The organism is Roseixanthobacter finlandensis, from assembly GCF_043195105.2.
GTDB lineage: Bacteria > Pseudomonadota > Alphaproteobacteria > Rhizobiales > Xanthobacteraceae > NCEH01.
The window spans coordinates 129,572-153,626 of sequence record NZ_CM195536.1 but is presented as its reverse complement, the minus strand read 5'-3'; the positions used below and the strand labels follow the sequence as shown (position 1 = coordinate 153,626).

General features: G+C 65.6%; 18 protein-coding genes. 9 read left to right on the top strand and 9 right to left on the bottom strand.

All coding sequences use genetic code 11. The features are described from left to right. Positions 1–81: 81 nt before the first annotated feature. The gene (locus tag V5G24_RS00800; RefSeq protein WP_394078623.1) at positions 82–888 is read right to left on the bottom strand and encodes an alpha/beta fold hydrolase; all 807 of its coding nucleotides are present in this window, start codon (positions 886–888) and stop codon (positions 82–84) included. A gap of 131 nt (positions 889–1,019) precedes the next feature. Between V5G24_RS00800 and V5G24_RS00795 the strand changes: the two genes are divergently transcribed. The 3 genes from V5G24_RS00795 (at position 1,020) to V5G24_RS00785 (ending at position 4,700) form a co-directional block, all read left to right on the top strand. Beyond that, the gene (locus V5G24_RS00795) at positions 1,020–1,652 is read left to right on the top strand and encodes a GntR family transcriptional regulator (RefSeq protein ID WP_394078621.1); all 633 of its coding nucleotides are present in this window, start codon (positions 1,020–1,022) and stop codon (positions 1,650–1,652) included. Between the two features lie 12 nt (positions 1,653–1,664). After that, the gene (locus tag V5G24_RS00790) at positions 1,665–3,191 is read left to right on the top strand and encodes an aldehyde dehydrogenase (protein ID WP_394078619.1); all 1,527 of its coding nucleotides are present in this window, start codon (positions 1,665–1,667) and stop codon (positions 3,189–3,191) included. 111 nt (positions 3,192–3,302) lie between these two features. Continuing rightward, positions 3,303–4,700, top strand: coding sequence for an MFS transporter (locus V5G24_RS00785; RefSeq protein ID WP_394078617.1), 1,398 nt, complete (start codon positions 3,303–3,305; stop codon positions 4,698–4,700). A 158-nt stretch (positions 4,701–4,858) separates the two neighbouring features. Here the strand turns inward: V5G24_RS00785 and V5G24_RS00780 are convergent, their stop codons facing one another. The 7 genes from V5G24_RS00780 to V5G24_RS00750 form a co-directional block, all read right to left on the bottom strand. Then, complete coding sequence (locus V5G24_RS00780) at positions 4,859–6,004, bottom strand: acyl-CoA dehydrogenase family protein (RefSeq protein WP_394078615.1); 1,146 nt, start codon at positions 6,002–6,004, stop codon at positions 4,859–4,861. An 11-nt stretch (positions 6,005–6,015) separates the two neighbouring features. Continuing rightward, the gene (locus V5G24_RS00775; protein ID WP_394078613.1) at positions 6,016–7,167 is read right to left on the bottom strand and encodes a CaiB/BaiF CoA transferase family protein; all 1,152 of its coding nucleotides are present in this window, start codon (positions 7,165–7,167) and stop codon (positions 6,016–6,018) included. 12 nt (positions 7,168–7,179) lie between these two features. Beyond that, a complete protein-coding gene (locus V5G24_RS00770) occupies positions 7,180–8,820 on the bottom strand; it encodes an FAD-binding protein (protein WP_394078611.1) in 1,641 nt (546 codons plus the stop codon). A gap of 30 nt (positions 8,821–8,850) precedes the next feature. Further along, the gene (locus V5G24_RS00765) at positions 8,851–10,011 is read right to left on the bottom strand and encodes an ABC transporter ATP-binding protein (RefSeq protein ID WP_394078609.1); all 1,161 of its coding nucleotides are present in this window, start codon (positions 10,009–10,011) and stop codon (positions 8,851–8,853) included. Between the two features lie 14 nt (positions 10,012–10,025). Beyond that, positions 10,026–11,747 carry an ABC transporter permease gene (locus V5G24_RS00760; protein WP_394078607.1) on the bottom strand — a complete coding sequence of 574 codons (1,722 nt, stop codon included), beginning with the start codon at positions 11,745–11,747 and terminating at the stop codon, positions 10,026–10,028. Then, on the bottom strand, positions 11,747–12,826 hold the full coding sequence (locus V5G24_RS00755; RefSeq protein WP_394078606.1) for an ABC transporter substrate-binding protein: 1,080 nt from the start codon (positions 12,824–12,826) through the stop codon (positions 11,747–11,749). The genes V5G24_RS00760 and V5G24_RS00755 overlap by 1 nt, the downstream gene beginning before the upstream one ends. A 290-nt stretch (positions 12,827–13,116) precedes the next feature. After that, on the bottom strand, positions 13,117–13,866 hold the full coding sequence (locus tag V5G24_RS00750; RefSeq protein WP_394078605.1) for a FadR/GntR family transcriptional regulator: 750 nt from the start codon (positions 13,864–13,866) through the stop codon (positions 13,117–13,119). A 102-nt stretch (positions 13,867–13,968) separates the two neighbouring features. Here V5G24_RS00750 and V5G24_RS00745 point away from each other — a divergent pair, with 102 nt between their 5' ends. The 6 genes from V5G24_RS00745 to V5G24_RS00720 all read left to right on the top strand — a co-directional run bounded on the left by V5G24_RS00745 (position 13,969) and on the right by V5G24_RS00720 (position 20,347). Then, the gene (locus tag V5G24_RS00745) at positions 13,969–14,385 is read left to right on the top strand and encodes a MaoC family dehydratase (protein ID WP_394078604.1); all 417 of its coding nucleotides are present in this window, start codon (positions 13,969–13,971) and stop codon (positions 14,383–14,385) included. 13 nt (positions 14,386–14,398) lie between these two features. After that, a complete protein-coding gene (locus tag V5G24_RS00740) occupies positions 14,399–15,175 on the top strand; it encodes an enoyl-CoA hydratase/isomerase family protein (RefSeq protein ID WP_394078603.1) in 777 nt (258 codons plus the stop codon). A 17-nt stretch (positions 15,176–15,192) separates the two neighbouring features. After that, positions 15,193–15,963, top strand: a complete 771-nt coding sequence (locus V5G24_RS00735; protein ID WP_394078602.1) for an SDR family NAD(P)-dependent oxidoreductase — start codon at positions 15,193–15,195, stop codon at positions 15,961–15,963. Between the two features lie 45 nt (positions 15,964–16,008). Further along, positions 16,009–17,691, top strand: coding sequence for a thiamine pyrophosphate-binding protein (locus V5G24_RS00730; RefSeq protein ID WP_394078600.1), 1,683 nt, complete (start codon positions 16,009–16,011; stop codon positions 17,689–17,691). Between the two features lie 136 nt (positions 17,692–17,827). After that, the gene (gene araD, locus V5G24_RS00725; RefSeq protein ID WP_394078598.1) at positions 17,828–19,567 is read left to right on the top strand and encodes an L-arabinonate dehydratase; all 1,740 of its coding nucleotides are present in this window, start codon (positions 17,828–17,830) and stop codon (positions 19,565–19,567) included. Between the two features lie 15 nt (positions 19,568–19,582). Then, on the top strand, positions 19,583–20,347 hold the full coding sequence (locus V5G24_RS00720; protein ID WP_394078596.1) for an aldolase/citrate lyase family protein: 765 nt from the start codon (positions 19,583–19,585) through the stop codon (positions 20,345–20,347). A 353-nt stretch (positions 20,348–20,700) separates the two neighbouring features. Here the strand turns inward: V5G24_RS00720 and V5G24_RS00715 are convergent, their stop codons facing one another. Beyond that, positions 20,701–24,054, bottom strand: a complete 3,354-nt coding sequence (locus tag V5G24_RS00715; RefSeq protein ID WP_394078594.1) for an EAL domain-containing protein — start codon at positions 24,052–24,054, stop codon at positions 20,701–20,703. Between the last annotated feature and the right edge of the window lies 1 nt (position 24,055).

Below are 24,055 nucleotides of genomic sequence, written 5' to 3'. Positions count from 1 at the left end.
GACGACCGGTCGGAAAAAGACAATGGCGCACCTGCGGTCAGGCGCCTCGACGATGCACCCGCCTCTGAATGTTGATCCGCCTTAGGCCCGCTGGCCGGCAAGGGCGGGCGCGGCATCCGCCAGGAAGTCGGACATCGCATCGAGGAACAGGTCCGGGCTCTGCAATTGCGGCACGTGCGCGCAATTGGGCAGCACCCTGAGCCGGACGTTCGGCAGGATCCCGGCCAGCTCGACCGACATCGGGGGCGGCGTCGCCTCGTCATGCTCGCCCACCAGCGCGAGCGTGGGTGTTTCGAGTAGCGCCAGTTCGGCGGTGAGGTCCAGCGCGGCGAGCGCCTGGCAGGCGTCTTGGAAGACCTGCGGATCGGTGCGCAGGAATGCCGCCCGACGCTCCGCCATGAGGCCGGGATTGGCCGCCTGGAACTCGGGCGCGAACAGCCGGCGCATGGCGACGTCGACGATCGCGGAGAGGCCGTTCGCGGCTGCCGCGCGGGCCATGGCGCGGAACGCCTCGCGCCCAGGCTCGGAGAAACGCGCCCCGCACCCGGCGAGGATCAGCCGGCTCGCGAGGCGTGGGTGGCGCACGGCCATCTGCAGGGCGACGAAACCCCCATAGCCATTGCCGAGCACGATGGGGCCGTCCGGGTCGTCGAGATCGCGCAGCGCGTCCGCCATGCGGTCCGCCACCGCCGGAAGGCCGCCGCCCACGGCCGCAGAACCGCCGAAGCCGGGCAGTTCCGGCACCAGCACGCGAAAGCGGGTCGCCAGCTTTGGCACGATCCGGTCGAAGCTCGCACCATCCGCCAGGAGCGAATGAAACAGCACCAGCGTGCGCCCGGTGCCCGTCACCGATGCGTTCACCCGCCCATCCGAAAGCGCCAAATTCATACTTCCTCTCCCCGCATTCAAAACCGTTATATGCGTCACCAATATGTGCGGCAATCCTGCTCAAAGGTCAAAGATTCTGATTGCGTGAAATATCACGATATGGAATCCATGGATAAAAGGTCGATCAAAAAATGCTCCTACGCGACAATCTCTACGAGACCATCCGCGACGAAATCCTCACCTGCCGGCTGATGCCGGGCGAGGAAGTGCGGGAACAGGAGCTGGCCTCGCGCTATGAGGTGAGCCGCCAGCCGGTGCGGGAAGCGCTTCTGCGGCTGGAGCGCGAGCGGCTCATCATCGTCAATCCGCGCCAGGGATATCAGGTCAATCCCATATCCGTGAGCGACGCTCGAGACCTGTTTCGCTTCCGCCTCGCCCTCGAACCCGCCTGCGCGGCGGAGGCGATCGAGAACGCGCCCGACGATGTGCTCCAGGCCCTCGACGCGTTCCGCGCCTTCGACCCCGAACAGCCGTTCATCGAATACAATCGTGCCTTCCATTGCGCGCTTGCACGCGCCTCGGGCAATGCGCGCATGTCGACCACCGCCTGCGATCTCATCGAGCAGGCGGACCGCCTCGTGCGCGTGTCCATCGGCGCGATCAAGGGGCGGGATCCGAGGCAGCTCGTGGCCGAGCACATCGCGATCATCGACGCCATCCAACGGCGCGATGTCCGCACCGCCCGCCGCCTCATCAAGACCCACGTCGCCAGCGCCGAGAAGCGCGTGCTGTCCGCACTCAGCCGCAGCGCTGTCAGACTTTGAAGGAGCCTTCCGATGAATTCTTATGAAAAGCCGACGCTCGAGATCGAGACGCGCGGCAATTATGTGGGCGGCCGCGAAATCGAAGCGGGCGACGGCACGCTCATCGACGTGCGCAATCCGGCAACCGGCATGGTGATCGCCCGCATCCCCAATTCCACGCAGGCGGACGTGGACCGCGCCATGAAAAGCGCCCGCGCCGCCTTCGAGAGCAAGGAATGGGGCGGCATGGACGTGCGCCCGCGGGCGCGGCTGGTCAACCGTCTCGCCGATGCGTTCGAGGACAATCTCGAACTGCTCTACCGTCTCGAAACGCTGAACAACGGCCGCCCCATCAACGAGACCCGGGCGCAGCTCTCCCGCCTGCCGGATTTCTTTCGCTATTTCGCCGGCCTTGCCCTCGCGCGCCGGGACGACGTCATCCCGGTCGAGGGTGCCTATCTGAACTATACCCTGCGCACGCCCATCGGGGTCGTCGCCAATTGCACGCCGTTCAACCACCCGCTCATGATCATGTGCAAATCGCTGGCCGCCGTGCTCGCCAGCGGATGCACTACGGTGGTGAAGCCCTCCGAATACACGCCCCTCACCACGCTGAAGCTGGCGCAGATCTTCACCGAGGCCGGCCTGCCGGACGGCGTGTTCAATGTCGTCAACGGCTACGGCCCGGGCGCAGGCAAATTCCTCGCGGAACACCCCGACATCAACAAGCTGGTGCTCACCGGCGGGACCGAGGCCGGGCGTATCGCCGGCAGCGCCGCGGCCAAGGTCTTCGCCCATCAGACCCTTGAACTGGGGGGCAAGACCCCGGTGATGGTGTTCGAGGATTTCGACGTGGACCAAGCGGTGGACCTTGCCGCCTTCGGCGCCTTCATCGGCGCCGGCCAGACCTGCGTGTGCGGCAGCCGCCATTTGGTGCAGGCTTCCGTCTATGACGAATTCGTGGAGAAGCTCGGCGCCAAGGCGCGCGCCATCCGCATGGGCGATCCCTTCGACCCGGCGACCCAGCTCGGCCCCGTGATCTCGGCCAAGCAGCGAGATCGCGTCCTCACCTATGCCGGCTATGGACGACAGGAGGGCGCGCGCAATGTGGCGGGCGGCGAGGCCGCCGTGCTTCCTGGCCTCGAAGGCGGCTTCTTCGTTCAGCCCACCGTCTTCGCGGACGTGCGCGCCGACATGCGCATCTTCCAGGAAGAGGTGTTCGGCCCCTTCACGAGCATCACACCGTTCAGCGACGAGGCGGAGGCGCTGCGCCTCGCCAATGATTCGCCCTTCGGTCTGGCCGCGGCCATCCGCACGCGGGACGTGACGCGCGCCCATCGCGTCGCCGCCAAGGTGAAAGCCGGCCTGGTCTGGATCAACGACCATCACCGCCTCGATCCGGCCTCGCCCTGGGGCGGCGTCGGCGACAGCGGCATCGGCCGCGAGTTCGGGGTGGAAAGCTTCAACGACCATTTCGACGTCAAGAGCGTGATGCTCCCCACCGTCGACCGCCGCTTCGACTGGTACCGCGACACGTCCACCCAGACCCGATTGAACTGACACCGACCGCCTGACCCAACCGGCACGTCAACAAGAACCTAGAGCCGGCGCCCCTCGGGCGCCGTCGACCGGGCGCGTGCCAACGTCTCACCGCTCCTTGGAGGAAGCGCCATGTCATCCCTCGTCAATGCCGGTCCGCGCCTGGACCGGCTCCCGATCGGCCCGTTTCATTACCGGATCATGTGGCTCATCGGCATCGGCATGTTCTTTGACGGCTTCGATATCTACATCGCGGCCACCGTGTTGGGGGCGACGCTGAAAAGCGGCTTCTCGACCTTCGGGCAGAATGCCCTGTTCGTCTCCGCCACCTTCGTCGGCATGATGGTGGGATCGTTCCTCACCGGATTCCTGGGCGATCGCTATGGGCGGCGCTTCACCTACCAGGCCAATCTCCTCCTGTTCGGTCTCGCCTCGCTGGCGGCGGCCTTCGCGCCGAACATGGAGGTGCTGATCGGCCTGCGCTTCCTGATCGGCGTGGGCCTCGGAGCCGAGAATGTTGTGGGTTATTCCACCCTCACCGAGTTCGTGCCCGCGCACTCGCGGGGCCGCTGGCTCGGCTTGATGGCGGTGTTCGTGGTGACCGGCCTGCCCGCAGCCTCCCTGCTGGGCTATCTGATCATCCCCGAGTTCGGCTGGCGCGCCATGTTCATCGTCGGCGGCCTCGGCGGCCTCGTCGTCTGGTACATGCGCAAGAAGCTGCCGGAATCGCCACGCTGGCTTGAATCCGTCGGCCGCACCGAGGAAGCCGAGCACCTGCTGAAGCAGATCGAGGCCGAGGCGTCGCGCGGCAAGCCCCTGCCGCCCCCGGCGGCGCCCGCGCCGGCCCCGGCCCGGCTGGGGCTCGCCGCCCTGTTCCGCCCGCCGCTGCTCTCCCGAATGATCGTCGGCTGCATCTGCCTGATCGTCATCAACACGCTGCTCTACGGCTTCATCACCTGGCTGCCGACCTTCTTCATCAAGCAAGGTTTGAGCATCGCAACCTCCTTCGGCTACTCGCTGATGATGGGGCTGGGAGCGCCCGTCGGTTCAGCCATCGGCGCGCTCACCGCCGACCGCTGGGGCCGCAAGCCGACCATCATCGTCTCCTCGGCGCTGGCCGTGCTGTTCGGGCTGATCTATCCGAACGTCTCCGACCCGACCCTGCTGCCCGTGATCGGCTTTGCCCTGACGGTTCCGATCTATGTCCTCGTGGCGCTGCTGTTCGGCATCTACATCCCGGAACTGTTCCCGACCGAAGTCCGGCTGCGCGCCAGCGGCATCTGCAACACCTTCGGCCGCGGCGCCACCATCGTCACGCCGTTCGTCGTGGTGGCCCTGTTCGAGACGCACGGGATCTCCGGCGTGATGGTGCTGATGATCAGCCTGCTAATCCTGCAGATCGCGGTCGTCGCACTGCTGGGCATCGAGCCGCGCAATCGGCGGCTGGAGGAGCTGGAAGGCAATCTGGGCGGCGCGTCAGGCGCACCCAGCCTCGGCGCGGTCGAGGCCGGCTCGGGAAAGCCGTCCTAGTTTTTGAGCGAAATGGATACCGGTTCGCGTAAAGAAAACGCGCCGCCCCAAAGAGATAGAGCGTTTTCCCGATTCCCCGAAACGGGGAAACGCTCTGAAGGGGTGGCGGACTGGCGAAAGCCGGGCCGGCGCCTCACTCCCAGCGGACAGCCATCCGGCTATTTGAAGGCATCGAAGCCGGTCAGGTTTCGCCCGATGATCAAGTGATTGATCTGGGTCGTTCCGTCGGGAATGGTGAGCATGCGGGCATTGCGGAAATGCCGTTCCAGCGGGAATTCGCGGCTGATGCCGAAGGCGCCGTGAATCTGGATCGCCTTTGAGGTCACCCGCTGCGCCGCCTCGGTCACGAAGGATTTGGCGATCGCCGCCTCCGTCGCGCAGCGCCCGCCCTTGGAGAGCATCCATAAGGCCCGATAGAGCAGCAGGCGGGACGCCTCGATGTCGCTGACCATCTCCGCCAGCAGCCCCTGCACCAATTGATGCGCGCCGATCGGCTTGCCGAAGGATTGCCGCTCCTTCACATAAACCAGGCTGTCGTCGAGCGCCGCCTGGGCGATGCCGAGCGCGAGCGTCGAGATGAAGCAACGCGAGCGTTCGAAGCCCTTCATGGTCTCGCGCAGCCCGCCGCCCACGCCGCCGAGGATATTGTCCTCGGACACCACCATGTCCTCGAAGCTGACTTGGCCCAGCGACCAGCCATTCAAGCCCAGCTTGGAAATCTCGGCGGTCTTGAACCCGTGCTCCGCGCGATCCGCGAGGAACATGGTGAATTCATCCTCCCCCGTCTTGGCGACGAGAATGACGAGATCGGCGATACTGGCGTTTGAGATCCAGAGCTTTTCGCCCGAGATGCGAAAATACTTCCCGTCGCGCACGGCGCGCGTCCGCATCTCGCGCACACTCGAACCGATCCCCGGCTCGCTGATGGCGGAGCAGCCGATCAGCTCCCCGGACAGCAGTTGCGACAGATACCGCGCCTTGAGCGGTTCGGACCCGGTGCGGAACAGCTTCAGCGCCGCGCCCTCCGCCACGAACGCCAATCCCGCGAGGTCCGGGGAGGTGCGCGACAGCTCCTCATAGAGCAGGCCGCTGGTGAGAAAATCGAGGCCGAGCCCCCCTCCCTCCTCCGGCACCCAGCCGTTTCCGACGCCGAAATCCCCGGTCTTGCGCAGCAGCGCATGGGCGGCCGCCTTGGGAATGAAGCTGTCGGCATGCTGGCGCGTCACCGGGGCGATGTCGCGGTCGATGGCCTTGCGCCATTCCCCCAGCAACAGGCGCTGGTCTTCGGAAAGATCGAAATCCATGGGGTGTCCTGTCAGCTCAGCCAGTCGGCCGTTACGGCCTGCGTGTGCTCGCCCAGCAGTGGCGGCGCGGTCCAGCCGGCCGCCACGTCGAAGCCGCTGTATTTCACCGCCGGCCCGATCACCGACAGCGGACCGTATTGGGGATGCTCCACCTGCTGCACCATGGCGCGGTGCAAAGCCTGCGGGTGGTTGAAGACCTGCTCCATGTTGTTGATCGGCGAGCACGGCACCTTCGCCGCATTCAATTGCGCGACCAGTTCGTCGACCGTGAAGCGGCGGACCTCGGCATCCAGAATGGCGTGGAGCGCATCGCGGTTCGCGACCCGGCCGGACAATTCGGCAAAGCGCGGGTCCGCCAGCAGATCGGTGCGGCCGATCACCTTGAGAAAGCGCTCGAACAGGTTCTGCACGCCGGCGCCGATCACCACCCAGCCATCGGCGGCTTCGAACGCTTTATAGGGCACCTGCTGGGCATGCTCGGAGCCCCATTTGCCCTTGCTCACCCCGGTGGTGAGATACTCGATGCCCGCGTCCACGAGGAAGCTTATCTCGCTTTCGAACAGGCTGGTCTCGATGCGCTGGCCCTTGCCGGTGCGCGCGCGATCGAACAGCGCGGTCGCCACCGCCCCCATGGCATATTGGCCGCACACGAGATCGAACGCCGACGTGCCGAGCTTGATCGGCGCGCCGTCGCGCTCGCCGGTGAGGCTCATATAGCCGCCCTCGGCCTGGATCGTGAGATCGAACGCGCCCTTCTCGCTGTAAGGCCCATTCGCGCCGAACCCGGACATGGACACGAAAATCAGCCGGGGATTTTCCGCCGCGAGGGTTTCGTAATCGAGCCCGAGCCGATCCATCACGTCGGGCCGGAAATTCTCCACGATCACGTCGGCGGCGAGCGCGAGCCGACGCGCCAGCGCCCGCCCGTCCTGCGTCTTCATGTCGATGAGGATGGAGCGCTTGTTGCGGTTGGCCGCGAGAAAGCTGAAGGCGTGGTCCTTGTGGAAGGGGGGACCCTGATAACGGATCGGATCGCCTTCCGGCGCTTCCACCTTCACCACATCGGCGCCCAGGTCCCCGAGCAGCATGGTGCAGAACGGGCCCGCGAAAAGGCGCGTGAAATCAAGAACCTTGATGCCGGCGAGCGGCTTTTGAGCTGGCATGTCTTCACCCGTCTATTGAATGGGGGCGTCCGCACGCACGAACCCGCCCGCGTGGTCGGTGCGAAAGCCGATGTGCTTCAGCCAATTGGCATCGTCCTGGGCGGGAAAATCCCGGCGCTGGTGCGCGCCCCGGCTTTCCGTGCGCAACAGGGAGGCATCCATGATCATGCGCGCGGTCGCGAGCATGTGGTCGAGTTCGAGCGCCTCGATCATCTCGTCGACATCGCGCGCGAGGGTGTTGGCGGCGGCGGTGCGGGCAAGATCGCGCAGGCCCTCCTGCCCCTCGCGCAAGCCCTCCTCCCGCCGCCACAATCCGGCATGGCGCAGCATCAGGTGCCGCACCGCATCCTTGATGTCCGAGGCGCGGGCCTGCCCGGTTTCATTGGCATGGCCGGTGACCGCCTCAACCGAGGCCGCGATGACGGCATCCCAGTCCCGGGCGGGCGCGGACAGCAGGCCGCTTGCGGCGCCACGACCCGCGAGCGCGCCGAACACCAGCGTGTCCGCGCAGCCATTGCCGGCAAGCCGGCTCGCGCCATGCACGCCGCCGGCACTTTCCCCACCGGCATAGAGGCCCGGCACGCCGGTCCATCCCTGATCGTCGATCAGGATGCCGCCCATCTGGCTGTGGGACGCGGGGCGCACGCGCGGCGGCGTGGTCAGCGGATCGACGCCCGCATTGCGCAGGCGCCGCACGTGGATCTTGTAGCTCTCAAGCCGCTCGGGCGGGAGCACCGTGGTGTCGAACACGACCGTGTCGTCGGGCATTCCGCGCCCCTCGTCGATCTCGGTCTGGACGCAGAGCGCCATCTTCGCCTTTTCGATCTGCTTTTCGCCGTGCACCGGGTTGTAGCGAAACATGAACCGCTCCCCCTGCGCGTTCAGCAGATGCGCACCGTCGCCGAGCATGGCGGTGGGCATCTCAATGCCACGGCATGCCTCGGGCCAGACGGTGACCACCGGCTCGAACTGCACGAATTCCATGTCGATCAGATGCGCTCCATGCTTCAGCGCGAGGCCGTAGGAATCGCTCCCGACATCGGCCGGATAGGTGCTGTCGGCATAGATGCGCCCGATGCCGCCGGTGGCGAGCACCACCGCGCGGGCGCAGGCGGCGGAGAAGGTCCCCGCCCGCCGGTCCCACAGTAGCGCGCCCGCCACCTCGCCGTCCGCGTTGAGAAGATCGACCACCTTCTGGCCGGTCAGGATGCGCACGCCGATAGCCGCCGCGTGGGCGGCGAGACGTTCAAGCACGATGCGCCCCGTGCCCTCGGGAATGAAAAGGGACCGGGGATAGGTGTTGCCGGACAAATGGCGCTGGATGATGCGGTCCTGTTCCACCGGGAACGGCACACCCAGCGCGGAAAGCTCGCGCTGCGCCTCCACCGCGCCGTGCGCCAGCGCGCGCACCAGCCGCCGGTCGTTCAGCCCGTATCCGCCGCGCACCATGTCCGCGAAGAACATATCCGGGCTGTCGCGGGCATCGGCATGGGCGATCGGCGCATTGCAGCCGATCACATAAGGCGAAGCGCCACGGGCGAAATAGGCCATGGTGACCGAGGCGCCCTGTGCGCGCGCGGCCACCGCCGCCCGATAGCCGGCAAGCCCGCCGCCCAGGACGAGCACGTCCGTTTGAAGCTTGGAAATGTCCACGATCCACCCTTTTGCTGTTCGCGATCGCACTCAATCGGCCCGGACCGGAACCGTGCGATGCGGCGGGATGTGGAGCTGGATGCGCTCGCCTTCCTCGAACAGGGCATTGGGAAATGCGTGCACGCGCAGGTCGCCGCCCGGCCAGGCGAGGGTGTAATTGACGATATCGCCGAGCAGGACGCGGCGGGTGACAATGGCGGGCCATTGGTTGGGACGCGGCGGCGCATCCCGGCGCATTTCCGGATAGACGGTACGCAGGGCCGCGAGATGCAGGCCGCCCGCATCCACCGGGAACAGCTGCGAGCCCTCCGCGCACTCCACCAGGGCCTCGCCGACCTTCAGCACCGGCGCCCCCGAAGGGGCTTCGCCGGCGGCCGTGCCGGCGAGGATGTTCGCAGCGCCGATGAAGTCCGCCACGAAACGGGTGCATGGGGTGTCGTAGATGTCGAGCGGCTTGCCGCATTGCTCGATATGGCCGTCGCGCATGACGATGATGCGATCGGAAATCGCCATCGCCTCTTCCTGGTCGTGCGTCACATAGATCGTCGACAGGTCGAACTTGTGCTGGAATTCCTTGATCTCGTCGCGCATGCGCACCCGCAGCCGCGCATCCAGGTTCGACAGCGGCTCGTCGAGCAGGATCGCTTTCGGCCGCGAGGCATAGCTGCGCGCGAGCGCCACGCGCTGCTGCTGGCCGCCGCTCAGATCGGTCGCGGGGCGATGGATATAATCCTCGATGCCCACCATCCGCAGCATCTCCACAACCCGCTGCTTGATCTCGCTTTCGGCCACCCGTTGAACACGCAAACCATAGGCGACATTCTCGAACACCGTCATATGCGGCCAGATCGCGTAGCTTTGGAACACCATCGACAGCTTGCGCTTCTCAGTCGGCACGTTGACCCGCTTCGAGGAAGAGAAGACCAGATTGCCGTCGATGACGATTTCGCCGGAGACCGGCGTTTCAAGCCCCGCGATACAGCGCAGGGTGGTGGATTTCCCGCAGCCCGACGGGCCGAGAAGGGATAGATGTTCGCCGCGTCCGACGGCAAACGAGACCCCCTTGACGACGATCTTCGCGCCGAACGCGGCGACGAGATCGCGGACCTCGATGTAAGCAGGTGCCTGTGTATTGCGCGGCTGCGTCTCGCCGAAGGAGAGAGTCTGCGCGGATCTATGTAAGGCAAGCATGATGCTCTCTCCAGTCAGACGTTAGCGCCGCGATTTGCCAGGGAGCGCACAAGGGTGAGCGCGATCAGGATGATCAAGGCCTGCACCACAGCGAGCGCGCTGACGCGCGGCATGCCACCGGAATCCCAGAAGCTGAAGATGGCCGGCCCCAGCACCTGCGTGCCGGGCCCGGAGAGGAACAGCGAGGCGCTGATCTCGCGCACCGACACCATGAACAGAAGCGCCCAGGTGGCGAGCAGGCCCGGCCGCAACAGGGGCAAGGTCACCGTCCGCAGGATCCGGAACACCCCCGCCCCGCTGATGCGGGCCGCCTCCTCCAAGGCGATGTCGATCTGCACCACCACGCCGCTCATGCCGCGATAAGCCAGGGGCAGGAAGACGATGACATACGCCAGCAGCACGGCGAACAAGGTGCCGTAGAGCTTCAGCGGCAGCGCCAGGATCATCCAGAGAAACCCGATCGCGAAAATGAGGCGCGGAAAGGCCTGGGGCAGCATCGTCATCTGTTCGAGGAGCCGGCGCCCGTCGCTGCGCGACCGGTGCGTGGCAAGGGCAATGAAGGTCGCCAGAAGCACGCCGATGACGCCCGTGCCTACCCCCAGCAACAGGCTGTTGATGATCGCCTGCTGGGTCGTGGGAAAATCGAACATCACATATTTGTAATTCCCCAGCGTCCAGGCCGGGAAATTAAAGCTGATGGCGTTGCTCGACTGGAACGACGCCAGAAGAAGCGTGACCATGGGCAAGATCAGCGACAGCAGGACATAGAGGGCCGCAATCGCGAACAGCACCCCTGTCATCCATCCCATGTCCACCTGCCGGGGACGATAGTTTTTGCCCGAGATGACCGCGTAGGATTTTCCGCGCAGCACGCGCTGAACCAGCCAGACCGCGAGCGCCGTCATGCAGATCAGCACCAGGCCGAGCGCTGCGGCGAGCGGATAGTTCGGCGGATAACCTTGCAGCAGCACGTACATCGCATTGGTGGCGACGTAAAAGCGCGAGGAGGTGCCGAGCATGGTCGGGATCGCGAACGACCCGATCATCGAGGTGAACATGAACAGGGCCGCGCTCGCGACCGCCGGCAGCATCAGCGGCAGCGTGACCTTCCACGCCGTTCGCAGCTTCCCCGACCCGAAGATCGACGAGCATTCCTCGAGCGAGGGATCCATCCGCTGCATCGCCGCGCCGATGATCAGGACAGCAACCGGCGCCTCGAAGATCGCCTCGACGAAGATGATCCCCATCGGGGTATAGATGTTGATCAGATGCGTCTCGATGCCGGTGATCGCGCCAAACATCCGGTTGATGAGGCCGTCGCGTGGCGCGCCGAGTTGGCTCCAGGCGAGCGCGCCGACCAGCGGCCCCAGCGGATAGGGTATGGCGATCAGCAGTTCGAACAGCTTTCGCCCGGGCATGGTGGTGCGGTGGATGATCCAGGCCAGCACCACGCCGATGACCAGCCCGAGCGCCGTGCCGCCGCCGGCGATGACCAGCGTGTTGCGGATCCAGTCGAGATGGCCGGACAGCGCGATGAAATTGTCGATTCCGTAGACCGTGGCAGGAAATGCCTCCGGGTCTCCCACGTTGAACGCGCTCGTGACGAGCAGGAAGAAGGGGAAGCCGAGGGTTCCTGCGAGCAGGACCATCGGAATCCACACCTCCGGGCGAAGATCGAAGGCAGACGCGCGGGCGAACGCCGCGCGCTGCGCTTCCTGTTCGGACATCACCGACATTACAGGCCCGTCATCTTGTTCCAGATCGCCACGAATTCACGCCGCCGTTCGGGCCGCATGTAATCCTGGAAGTCTACGGGAAGACGCAGGCGCAACGTATTGATGTCGGGCAGGTGTTCGATATGGATATCCTTGCGCGCCGAATAGGAGCCCTGGATATTGTTCCAAAGATACTGGCCTTCCTTCGACAGCATGAATTCGGTGAAAATCTTGGAGGCGTTCGGCCGCTTCGTCGTTCCGAAGATGCCGATGACCTGGTTCACGGCGGGAACGCCGATTTCGGGGAAGACGGCCTCGACCGACTGCTTTTTCCGCACAGATTTCACATATTGGAAGATGCTGACGCGGCCGCCGATCTTGAGATCACCCCGCTCGATGTCCTGGGAGATCTGGGTGGACGAGGCATAGGCGCGCGGGTTGTTCTTGCCGAGATTGTCCCAGAAGTCCTTGGGCAGCACATCCTTCATGGCGAACCAGAAGCCATAGGAGGTTCCCGCGGCGGAATTCTGGAAGCCGATCTGCCCCTTCCATTGCGGATCGAGCAGGTCCGTCCATGTCTTCGGCGCGATTTCCTTTTTCACATAGCGCGGATCATACATCATCGGCCCGACATTGACGTAATAGGTCGTCCAATAGCCGGGCTCCGCGCTGCGATATTCGGGCGCATAGGCGTCGATATCCTTAGGGATATAGCGCAACAGGCGATTCTGGAGCCGCAAATTCTCCATGATGCCGGAATCGGAGGTGATATAGACATCTCCGGTGGTCTGACCGGCGCGGAATTCCGCTTCCAGCTTGGGCAGAGCGGCGCCCGGCAGCAGGCGCTGCTGCACTGCATCGACGCCGGTCTTTTCCTTGAAGATCCGCAGGAATTCGACGACGTCGGCTTCCTGGTCCGCGTGCCAGACCACCACCGGCCCCTCGGCCTTGGCCGCCTCCACGCTTGGGGGCTGGCTGGCCTCGGCATGCGCACGAGACACCAGATGCGGCATCGCGGACCATAGAACGCCGCCTGCGCCCGTAACGAGCAACTGGCGACGCGTCAGGCCATTGCGACGAAACCCGGCTGTGAGCTTCATCTTCTCTCCTCCCCGATGTTGTGCGCTTGTGCGCATCTCTTCGGACATAGTTGTCTAATGATTAGACAACTTCAACACCTTTTCGACGCTCCGGGCGCAATTTCCGGGAAAATGCATCCCGGCTCGGCATGCGAAATCCTGACAGGACAAAGACTTGGGGCCATTCGGCGCATTGACGCTTGCCGAACAGGTCCAAGACCACCTTTGAGCGAGGCGAACCGGATGGACTTCAGAAATACAGTTAATTCAATAAATTAAGTCGTTTCCCCAGGCGTGGGATGGGCGATACCTTAAGCGGAAATGCCCTCGAACATGCGCCGACGGGCGTTCTCGATATGGGCGCGCATGGCGTCCCGCGCGCCAGGGGCATCCCCCTTCACGATCGCCTCATAGACCAGCTTATGCTCGTCCTGGACTTGGCGAACGCGCGATTTCGGCTTCTGAAGCGACAGGCTGCGCGCCAGATTCATGCCGAAATCAATGTGCGGCCGCAGCAATTCCATCGCGGAGGCAAAGAATTGGTTGCCGGTGGCCCGCGCCACTGCGAGATGAAAGTCGTAATCCGCCGCAGCCCCAAGGCTGCCGGTCTTCACGATTTCCTCAAGCACCTCCAGCGCCCGCGCAATTTCGACGATCCTGTCGGCATCGCGGCGAGTGGCGGCGACATGGGCCGCCTCGCCCTCAAGCGCGACGCGAAACTCGAAGCACCGCTGCACGTCGGCGATGCTGCCCACCGGGGCGAACCCCAGGATCGCCTTGCTCGGCTGGCGCTGGACGAAGGTGCCCGCCCCTTGCCGGGAGACCACGATCCCGTCGTCGCGCAGCCGCGCCAAGGCCTCGCGCACGATGGTCCGCGACACGTTCAGCCGGTCGGACAATTCCACCTCGGTCGGCAGCTTGCTCTTCTCGGGGAATTCCCCACTGACGATCAGTTCGAAGATCCGGTCATAGATCTGGTCGCTGAGCTTCACCGGCTTCGGCGCGAGGAGGGTCAAGGTTTCGGTCGACATGGGGATGGCGGTCTGTGCGCTTTCGGTCATGGATCCATCATGGAACAGCTTGCGGGAAAAGTCCACTTGTCATACCAATGTGGCAAGACAGAGCAGCGGGGCCCACCGGGCCTCCCAGCACAAAGGTGGACCATGGAGGATACCGCGTTCAAGGAGGTGCCGCTTGGCACGTCGTCCGTTTTCACCAAGACCGTCTCGGAATCGGATGTTTATCTCTATGCCGGCATCTCCGGCGACTTCTCGCCGAACCATATCGACGAGGAATATATGAGCGGCGGCAAATACGGCCGGCGCGTCGCCCACGGCACCCTGCTGCTCGGCTTCATGTCGGCGAGTTCCGCCAACCTCTATCTGGGGCGCACCGTTTCTCTCGGCTATGACCGGGTGCGCTTCATCAATCCCGTGTTCTTCGGCGATACCATCCGCACCGAATACAAGATCGCGCGCTACGACATGGAGAAAAAGCGCGTCTTCGCCGACGTGACCTGCACGAATCAGCGTGGCGAGATTGTCGCGGTCGCCACCAATATTCGCACCTATGTCGGATGATCGGGAGCGCGGCATGAGCATTCTGCTTCAGGACGAGACCGACGGCGTCGTCACCCTCACACTCAACCGGCCGGAAGCTATGAATGCGCTTTCGAGCGAATTGTCGCGCGAGCTGCGCGCGGCGATCGGCGAGCTCGCGCAGCGGCCGGAGGTGCGGGTCGTCATCATCGCCGGCGCCGGTCCGCGCGCCTTCTGCGCCGGGGCGGACCTCAAGGAGCGGCGCACCCTCGATGCCGACGAGAAATGGGAGCAGCGCACGCGCGGCTGGGAAGTGAACGAGGCCATCTGGCGGATGCCGCAGCCGGTGATCGCCGCGGTCCACGGCTATTGCCTCGGCGGCGGCTTCGAGCTGGCGCTTTACTGCGATCTGCGCATCGCGGCGGAGGATGCCGTGTTCTCCTTTCCCGAAATGACCCTCGGCGCCTATCCCGGCGCCGGCGCGGCGGTGGTGCTGCCGCGTCTCATCGGCCGGGGCCGCGCCAAGGAAATTTTCTTCACCGCCCGGCGGGTGAAGGCGGATGAAGCCCTCTGCCTCGGCATCGTCGAGCATGTGGTTCCGCCCGACCGGCTGCTCGCCAAGGCGCATGAGATCGCCGACGCGATCAAGAAATCGAGCCCGCTCGGACTCGCGGGCATCAAGCAGATGATGAATTTCGGCGCTGACCTGCCGTTCGCGCAGGCCAACGAGCTGAACGACGCATTGCGACGCCCGCTTGAGGGCACCCAGGATTATCTCGAAGGGATCACCGCCTTTTTCGAGAAGCGCCCCGCTCGATTTATCGGCAGGTGACACGTGGCAGGTGAGAGATGAACCTTCAGGGCAAGACAGCCATCGTAACCGGCGCAAGCTCACCGGATGGGGTCGGCGGCGAGACCGCCAAGGCGCTTGCGGCGCGCGGCTGCAATGTGGCCGTGAACTATGCCAGCAATCGCGCGGGGGCCGATGCGGTGGTCGCGGCCTGCGCCGCGCATGGGGTCGAAGCCTTTGCTTTCGAGGCGGATGTCGCGCGCGACGCCGATTGCCGCCTGCTCGCGGATGCCGTGCACGCGCGCTGGGGGCGCCTCGATATTCTCATCAACAATGCCGCCGTCACACGCCCCATCGCGCTCGGCGCGTTGGAGGATCTCGACGCCGCGGAGTTCCACCGCCTCTATGACGTGAATCTCATCGGTCCGTTCCAGATGGCGCGCGCGGCCGCCCCGCACCTGCGGGCCACGGGCAATGCCGCGATCGTCAACATCTCCTCCGTGGCGGGCATCACCGGAAACGGAAGCTCGATCGCCTATGCCGCGTCCAAGGGCGCGTTGAACACCTTGACGCTCTCCCTGGCCCGCGTGCTGGCGCCGCAGGTGCGCGTCAATGCCATCTGCCCGGGCGGGCTGTTTGGCAATTGGACCAAAAAGCTCATGTCCGAAGACCAGTACCAGAGCAAGTTGCACGAAGCCGAGACAGGTTTTCCCCTGAAGCGGGGCGTGTGGCCTTCCGATGTGGCGCGTCAGGTCGTCTTTCTCGTCGCAGACGCGACCACCATGACGGGAGAACTCATGCAAACGGATTCTGGCCGGCATCTTTATTAACACCACCCGTCCAGGGCGGGCCCATTCGGAGTGCAGAGGCATATCATGCACAAGCCTTCCAGCCGCGCGCGTGCGGCATCTCAAATTCTCGTCGATGCGCTCGAAGGTCACGGGCTGCGCCTCGCCTTTGGCGTGCCGGGGGAAAGCTATCTGCCCGTGCTCGACGCGCTGGCGGATTCTGGCATCGATTTCGTGGTCTGCCGCCAGGAAAGCGGGGCCGCCTTCATGGCCGAGGCGGCGGGCAAGCTCACGGGCCTGCCCGGCCTGTGCTTCGTCACGCGCGGCCCGGGCATGACCAATGCCAGTGCGGGCGTCCATGTGGCGCAGCAGGATTCGACGCCGATGATCCTGATCTCGGGACAGATCTCGCGCGGCTTCCGCCATCGCGAGGCGTTCCAGGAGATCGACCCGCGCGCCGTGTTCGGCACCATGGCCAAGCTGGTGATTGAAATCGACGATGCCGCCCGCATCCCGGAATTCGTCGCCCGCGCGGTGCGGGTGGCAACGCAGGGGCGTCCGGGTCCGGTGGTGCTGACGCTGCCCGACGACATGCTCGACGACCAGGTGATGGTCGAGGACGTTCCCGCCTTCGTGCCCCTGGAGATTGCTCCGGGGCGAAGCGACATGGCACAGCTTGGCGCGCTCATCGCGGCGGCGGAGCGGCCGTTCGCGATCGTCGGCGGCTCGCGCTGGAACGAGGAGGCGGTGGCCGCGCTGGTGCGTTTCGCCGAACGCTTCGATATTCCCGTCGCCGCCAGCTTCCGCCGGCAGATGCTGTTTCCAAACCATCATGCGGCCTATGCCGGGGACCTTGGGCCGGGCGCCAATCCCACGCTCGTGCAGCGCGTCAAGGATGCCGATCTGCTCCTCGCCTTCGGCGCCCGCCTCTCCGAAATGCCGACCCAGGGCTATAGCCTGATCCCCATTCCCAACCCTGGCGTCCCCTTCGTGCATGTCCATGCCGGCGTCGAGGAACTGGGCCGCGTGTTCCAGCCCACCCTTGCGATCAACGCCACCCCAATGGCCTTCGCGGCGGCGCTGGACGATCTGGAGCCGCCGGCCGACACCCGCCGGCGAGCCTGGCGGGAGGCGGTGCATGCGGATTATCTCGCCTGGTCCGAGCCGCTGCCTCAAGTGCCCGGGCCCGTGCAGATGAGCACGATCATGCACTGGCTGCGGCAGAATCTTCCCGCCGACACGGTGATGTGCAGCGGCGCCGGGAATTTCTCCATCTGGCTGCATCGCTTCTACCGGCACCCCGCCTTCGGCACCCAGCTCGCCCCGATTTCCGGAACCATGGGCTATGGCTTTCCGGCCGCGATCGCGGCGGCGAAGCTCAATCCCGGCCGCACCGCTTTGTGCTTCGCGGGCGACGGCGATTTCCTGATGACCGGGCAGGAACTGGCGACCGCCATGCAATACGGCCTCGCGCCGAAGGTGTTCGTGATCGACAACGGCACCTACGGCACCATTCGCATGCACCAGGAGCGCGAATTCCCCGGCCGGGTGTTCGGCACAGACCTGAGAAATCCCGATTTCGCCGCTTATGCCCGCGCGTTCGGCGCCGATGGCTTCACCATCGCAGACGACCGGGATGCGATCCCGGTCATGGAGGCCGCCTTTGCTTCGCGCAACGCCGCGGTCATCCACGTGAAGCTCGACACCGAGGCGATCTCTCCCGGCACGACGATTTCGGCGCTGCGCGAGAAAGCCCTCAACCGGGGATGAGCGGCGCCGCGGGATACACACCACGCGGCCATTAGGCCCGCCGGGCGGAGGCATATCCGACCCGGCGCTCCGTTCCCGGTGCGCCCCTCGCGCGCCGGCAAATCGCGCCACCACCCTTCCACACAAGGCTGGCCCCATGACGCCGCACCGCAAGTCCCCTGAAACCCTCCGCAGCGCCCGCTGGCTGGCGCCCGATGATCTGCGCGGCTTCGGCCATCGCTCCCGCGCGATGCAGATGGGATACGACCCGCAGGACTGGGTCGGAAAGCCGGTGATCGCCCTTCTCAATACCTGGTCCGACTTCAATCCCTGCCACGCCCATTTCAAGCACCGGGTGGAGGATGTGAAGCGCGGGGTGTTGCAGGCCGGCGGCTTTCCGCTGGAACTGCCGGTCCATTCGGTCTCGGAAACCTTCCTCAAGCCCTCCTCCATGCTCTATCGCAACATGCTGGCGATGGAGACGGAGGAGGTGATCCGCTCGCATCCGGTGGACGGGGTGGTGCTGCTCGGCGGCTGCGACAAGAGCACGCCCGCCCTGCTGATGGGCGCCACCAGCGCAGGCGTTCCCGCCATCTATCTCCCCGCCGGCCCGATGCTGCCGGGCAATTGGAAGGGCAAGGTGCTCGGCTCCGGCTCGGACGCCTGGAAGTTCTGGGACGAGCGGCGCGCAGGGAATATCGACGCGGCGCAATGGCAAGAGATCGAGGGCGGCATCGCCCGCAGCTATGGCCATTGCATGACCATGGGCACCGCCAGCACCATGACCGCCATCGCGGAAGCCATCGGCATGACCTTGCCCGGCGCCTCCTCGATCCCGGCGGCGGACGCCAACCACATGCGCATGAGCACGAAGACCGGGCGGCGCATCGTCGACATGGTGTGGGAGGATCTGACGCCCCCGCGCATCCAGACGCGGGCGGCGTTCGAGAATGCCATCACCGTGGCCATGGCCATGGGATGTTCCACCAACGCCATCATCCACCTCATCGCCCAGGCGCGCCGGGCCGGCTGCGACATCGGGCTTGAGGATTTCGACCGCGCCAGCCGCCGCGTCGCCGTCATCGCCAATGTGCGGCCGAGCGGCAGCACCTATCTGATGGAGGATTTCTATCTAGCCGGGGGCCTGCGCGCGCTCATGAAGCGGCTCGGCGACCTGCTGCATCTCGATGCGCTCACCGTGACCGGGGCGAGCGTTGGCGAGAACATCGCGGACGCCGAGGTCTATGACGACGGCGTCATCCGCACCCTGGACAATCCCATCTATCGCGAAGGCGCGCTGGCCGTGCTTCGGGGCAATCTGGCGCCGGAAGGCTGCGTCATCAAGCCGAGCGCCTGCGCGCCGCATCTGCTGAAGCATACCGGCCCCGCCCTGGTGTTCGACGATTACCCCGCCATGAAGGCGGCGCTCGACGACGAGGCGCTCGACGTCACGGCGGACCATGTGCTGGTGCTGCGCAATGCCGGCCCGCAGGGCGGCCCCGGAATGCCGGAATGGGGCATGCTGCCGATCCCGAAGAAGCTCGTGCGGCAAGGGGTGCGCGACATGATCCGCATCTCGGATGCGCGCATGAGCGGCACCAGCTACGGCGCCTGCATCCTGCACGTCTCGCCCGAGAGCTTTGTCGGCGGCCCGCTCGCCTTGCTGCGCACGGGCGATGAGGTCCGCGTCGACGTCGCGGCGCGGTCCATCGACATGCTGGTGCCCCTGGAGGAACTGGCGCGCCGCCGGGCCGGCTTCGTGCCCCCGCCACCGCGTTTCGAGCGCGGCTATGGCTGGATGTTCTCCCGCCACATCGGCCAGGCCCATGTGGGCTGCGACTTCGATTTCCTGGAAACCTCGTTCGGCAGTCCCGCCGGCGAGCCCGACATCTTCTGACCCGAGGATAAAACCGTGGAACTGCCCATCAATACGTTCAAGCGCGGCATCTATGCCGGCCAGCAACAGATCGGCCTCTGGAGCAGCCTTGCGAGCCACATCACGGTCGAGATCATCGCCGGATCGGGGTTCGACTGGCTTTTGCTCGACACCGAGCATTCGCCGAACGAGCTCCCCATGGTGTTCTCCCAGCTCCAGGCCTGCATGGAGAATTCCGCCCACCCCATCGTGCGCCCGCCGGTGAGCGACCAAACGCTGATCAAGCGCTATCTCGACGCCGGCGTTCAGACCTTCCTCATTCCGATGATCGATACCGCCGAGCAAGCGGCGGCGGCGGTGGCCTATACGCGCTATCCGCCCCACGGCGTGCGCGGCTTCGCGGCCGCCTCGCGCGCCTCGCGTTTCGGAAGAGTGAAGGATTATTACAAGCACGCCCATGAGGAAATCTGCGTGCTGGTGCAGATCGAATCGGAAGAGGGCATGCGCAATCTCGAAGCCATCGCTGCCGTGCCGGGTGTGGACGGGCTGTTCGTCGGGCCCGGTGATCTCTCCGCCGCCACCGGCTATCTGGGCGACCAGAACAACGAGGCCGTGGTCACCATGATCGAGGACCTCGTCGGGCGGATCGGCGCCGCGGGAAACCGGGCCGGCATTCTCACCAGCGATCTGAATCTGGCGCGGCGCTACATCAAGGCCGGGTGCGTGTTCACCGCCGTCGGCTCCGACGCAGGCATTCTCGCCCGTGGATCGGAAGCGCTGGCGAAGTCGTTCAAGGCCTGACGGCGCCGCGCTGCGGGCGCGCCGTCCCCTTGAAGCGGGGCCTCGAGAAGGCTTCAGGGGCGCCCTGACCAGAATGTGCGCCGGCGCACCGCAGCGCCGGCAGGCACCAATATTGACGCCGCGACGGCAATACGCGCCGCAGGCCGCGCGAATGCGGCCCCACGCTCAGCTGCCTGTCCGTAGAGGATCAACCGGCCGCAAGGCCCTGAAGGAGCTCCCCCCTACGAATTCATCTGCAAACAGTGGAGGATCGAGCCCGAGAGATTCAAGCTCGATCCACCCCATCAAGGGCCGGGATCAAACAGCTGGAGCGGCAATCGATCAGGTTCAGTCAACCTGGGGCGGATCCGGCTTTAGCGCCGATAGTCGGTGAGGAAGCTCGCAAGGCTCCTCGCATCCAGCGGCGGGCTGAGCAGATACCCCTGGATCTCGTCGCAGCGCAATTTGCTCAGCAGGTCCATCTGCTGGCGGGTCTCCACCCCTTCGGCGATCACCTTCAGCCCGAGCGAATGGGCGAGCGAGATGATGGCGTCCACGATCATCATCGTGTCGCGCCGGGGCGTCATGCCGGAGATGAAGGAGCGATCAATCTTGAGCGCGGAGACCGGGAGCTGCGCCAGATATCCCAGAGAGGAATGGCCGGTGCCGAAATCGTCGATGGCCACCTGAACCTCGCGCGCCCGCAATTGCTGAAGCTGCGCCACCGTGCGCTCGATGTCCTCCATGGCCGCGCTTTCCGTCAGCTCGATTTCGAGCCAGGGCGCGGGCCAGCCGGATGCGGGCGGGGGCGCCATCTTGTCGAGGATGGCGAGCACCTCCTCGACGAAGTTCGGCTCGCGCATCTGCACCGACGACACATTCACCGCCACCGGAAGATAGGGCAGCCCCGCCGCGAGCCACGAGGATTGATCCTCCATGGCGCGGCGGATCACCCACAGGCCGACATCCACGATCATGCCGCTTTCTTCCAGCAGAGGCACGAACTGGCTCGGTTGAACCATGGTGTTTTCGCTGTCCTTCCAGCGCAGCAGGGCTTCCAGGCCGATGATGTTGCCGGTGGAGATTTCCAGCTTCGGTTGATAATGGAGCTGGAACTCGTCGCCTGAAATGGCCTGGGCGAGGCGCATTTCCACCTGCATGCGCCGGGCCATCTCCTCGTGCATGCGCGGCTCGAAGAAGGAGATGCGGGCGCCCGAATTGCGCGCGCGGCGCAAGGCGGTCTCCGCATTGACCAGCAAAGTGTCGGCGTCGTCCGCATCGTCGGGATAGATGGCGACGCCGGTCTGGATGGTCAGGGTGACCTCGTGCGTGCCCACCTGGAACGGCTTGGAGAAGGCTTCGTCCAGCGAATGGTCCATGCGCAAGGTCGGCTCGCTCGCGCTCGTCTTGTTCGGCAGGAAGCTTGCGAACAGATTGCCGGAGATGCGCGCCACCCGATCCGGAAAGCGCGAGGCCGCCTTCAGCCGGTGCGCCACCTGGCGCAGCACATCGTCGCCAGCGGCGCGGCCCAGCGTGGTGTTGATCGAGACGAAATTGCGCAGGTTGCCCACCACGACCAGTAGCTGTTCTCCTTCCTCCTGGGCATTGTGCATCGCTTGGTGCAGGCGTTCGAGGAACAGGGCGCGGTTGGGCAGCCCCGTGAGGCCGTCATATTGGTTCAGCTGCATCAGCCGATTCTGGGTCGAAAGATGGGTCAGCGCGAAGGAGATGTCCGCCACCAATTGCTTGAGCAGGAGCATTTCCTCGGCGGTGAAGAAGCCGCAGACCCGCGCCCGGAGCACCAGCACCGCAATCAGCCGCGGGCCTTCCGCCAAAGGGAGGGCGACGCAGGAGGCCTTGCCCCCCAGCGCATCATTGTCGATGGCGGGCGCGGAGGTGGCGATCGCCTCGGCGACCAGCTGGGCGGTATCGATCGGCGCGAGGCCTGGTGCATCGCTCGTGCCGGGGTGCGCCGGCCGCTCGCCCTCGGCGCAGGCGGCGACGCGGCGTACCCGCGGCCCGCCGTCCGGCGCTCCGCCGTCCAGCAGGACCACTTCGGCCTTGGCGAACTCGCCTTCCTCCACCGCGATCTGGCACGCGCCCTCCAGCAAAGCGGCGCGATCGCCCACACGCACGATCAGGGAATTGATGCCGCTGAGCACCGCCCGGATGCGGGAGAGCCGCACGAGCCGCAACTCCTGCCCGCGCCGGTCGATGAACTGGCCCACCTGGCTGCCCATGGCCGTGAACAGGGCACTGAGCGCCGGGTCGGATGCGTGCGGATCCGTGCCGAAAAAGCCGAGCACGCCGATCACCTTGCCGCCGGTGATGACGGGAAACGCCAGCGCCGAATCCAGGCCGAGGGCGCGCACATCGCTCGCACGGCGGCACACCATGTCGAGATTGGTCTCGTCGAGCCAGACCGGGGCGCCGCTCTCCCAGGCCCGGCCCAGCAGGCCCGAGCCCTTGGGAAAGTCGAAGGCGCGGGTTTGGGCGAGAAAATCGGCGGCGACGGCGCCGTCGGCGTGCCAGGTGGCGACATGGCGCAGGTGGGCCGCATCGGCGTCCACCTCCCAGAGCTCGCCGAGTTGGAAGCCGGCGAGGGCGCAGATGGTGCGCAGGATCTCCGGGGCCGCCTGATCGATGGTGGAGGTCTCCGCCAGCACGCCGGCGAGGGCATATTGGGTCTCCAGCCGCCATTGCGCCGCCGCGCGCTCCGCGACTTCCCCCTCGAGCTGGCTGGAGCGTTCGGCCAGCTCGCTGAACAGGCAATGATTCTCAAAAATGCGCCCGACATAGGAGGCGAAAATGGAGAGCAGGCGCTCGTCGTCCGGCGAGAACCCGTTCCGCCCGATCTTGTTCGACGCGCAGACCCAGCCGAATGCGCGGGTGGCCGAGCGCACGGGCACGAACAGCAGCGAGCGCACCCGGGGGAAGGCCACCGGCAGGCCGAGGTTGACCGCGTCCGTGGGGTCGCCGAGATGGCGCGCCACGCCGTTGACGCCGATCGGGATGGGCTGCGGCCCGTTCCGCAGGAGCTGGCTTTCCACCTCGCCGATCAGATCCTCCGGTAGTCCGCTCGCCGCCGCATAGCCGGCCCCCGGCTGGTCCGGTTCCCACAGCCCGACCACCGCATGGCGCGCGGCGACGAGGTCGCGGGTCCAGCGGCAGAACACCCGCGCGATCTGCAGGGGCTCCCGCTCGGCCGCGATTTGGAGGCTCATTTCGATCAGGGCCATCAGGCGGCTGGTGGTCCATTCCAGCTCTTCCGTGGCCTGCACCAGCTTGTTGGAGACCAGGCGCAGGTGCTTGCGGTCGAAGCCCGGTTGTTCGTGCGGTTCGGAAGAAACGATCGTGCGCTTGCGCGTCAGCACGTCGTTGACCACTTCCAGGATGAGCGCGGGGTCGGCCGGCTTGGTCAGCACATATTGAACGCCGCACGCCTGGGCGAGGGTGAGCGCCTCGCGCTCATTGTAATGGGCGGTGTAGAAGATGACCGGTATATCGGCGAGCCCGCCCGCCTGCCGCAAGGCGCGCACAAGCTCGTAACCGTCGCCCGACGGCATCAGGATGTCGGAGATGACGAGATCGGGAAATTCCGCCTGCGCGATGGCCAATGCGGTCGTGCCGTCGGAGGCCTCGATCAGCCGGTGATCGCCATACTTCAGCAGCGTCACCAGGAATTCGCGGTTGATGGCGTGATCATCGACGATGAGGATGGTCGCCATG

Excerpts from the sequence above, each read along its gene's own strand:
- V5G24_RS00795 (WP_394078621.1), top strand. The coding sequence starts at position 1,020 with ATGCTCCTACGCGACAATCTCTACGAGACCATCCGCGACGAAATCCTC.
- V5G24_RS00775 (WP_394078613.1), bottom strand. The coding sequence starts at position 7,167 with ATGCCAGCTCAAAAGCCGCTCGCCGGCATCAAGGTTCTTGATTTCACG.
- V5G24_RS00765 (WP_394078609.1), bottom strand. The coding sequence starts at position 10,011 with ATGCTTGCCTTACATAGATCCGCGCAGACTCTCTCCTTCGGCGAGACG.
- V5G24_RS00800 (WP_394078623.1), bottom strand. The coding sequence starts at position 888 with ATGAATTTGGCGCTTTCGGATGGGCGGGTGAACGCATCGGTGACGGGC.
- V5G24_RS00750 (WP_394078605.1), bottom strand. The coding sequence starts at position 13,866 with ATGACCGAAAGCGCACAGACCGCCATCCCCATGTCGACCGAAACCTTG.
- V5G24_RS00740 (WP_394078603.1), top strand. The coding sequence starts at position 14,399 with ATGAGCATTCTGCTTCAGGACGAGACCGACGGCGTCGTCACCCTCACA.
- V5G24_RS00790 (WP_394078619.1), top strand. The coding sequence starts at position 1,665 with ATGAATTCTTATGAAAAGCCGACGCTCGAGATCGAGACGCGCGGCAAT.
- V5G24_RS00780 (WP_394078615.1), bottom strand. The coding sequence starts at position 6,004 with ATGGATTTCGATCTTTCCGAAGACCAGCGCCTGTTGCTGGGGGAATGG.
- V5G24_RS00785 (WP_394078617.1), top strand. The coding sequence starts at position 3,303 with ATGTCATCCCTCGTCAATGCCGGTCCGCGCCTGGACCGGCTCCCGATC.
- V5G24_RS00760 (WP_394078607.1), bottom strand. The coding sequence starts at position 11,747 with ATGTCGGTGATGTCCGAACAGGAAGCGCAGCGCGCGGCGTTCGCCCGC.
- V5G24_RS00745 (WP_394078604.1), top strand. The coding sequence starts at position 13,969 with ATGGAGGATACCGCGTTCAAGGAGGTGCCGCTTGGCACGTCGTCCGTT.
- V5G24_RS00755 (WP_394078606.1), bottom strand. The coding sequence starts at position 12,826 with ATGAAGCTCACAGCCGGGTTTCGTCGCAATGGCCTGACGCGTCGCCAG.
- araD (WP_394078598.1), top strand. The coding sequence starts at position 17,828 with ATGACGCCGCACCGCAAGTCCCCTGAAACCCTCCGCAGCGCCCGCTGG.
- V5G24_RS00730 (WP_394078600.1), top strand. The coding sequence starts at position 16,009 with ATGCACAAGCCTTCCAGCCGCGCGCGTGCGGCATCTCAAATTCTCGTC.
- V5G24_RS00735 (WP_394078602.1), top strand. The coding sequence starts at position 15,193 with ATGAACCTTCAGGGCAAGACAGCCATCGTAACCGGCGCAAGCTCACCG.
- V5G24_RS00715 (WP_394078594.1), bottom strand. The coding sequence starts at position 24,054 with ATGGCGACCATCCTCATCGTCGATGATCACGCCATCAACCGCGAATTC.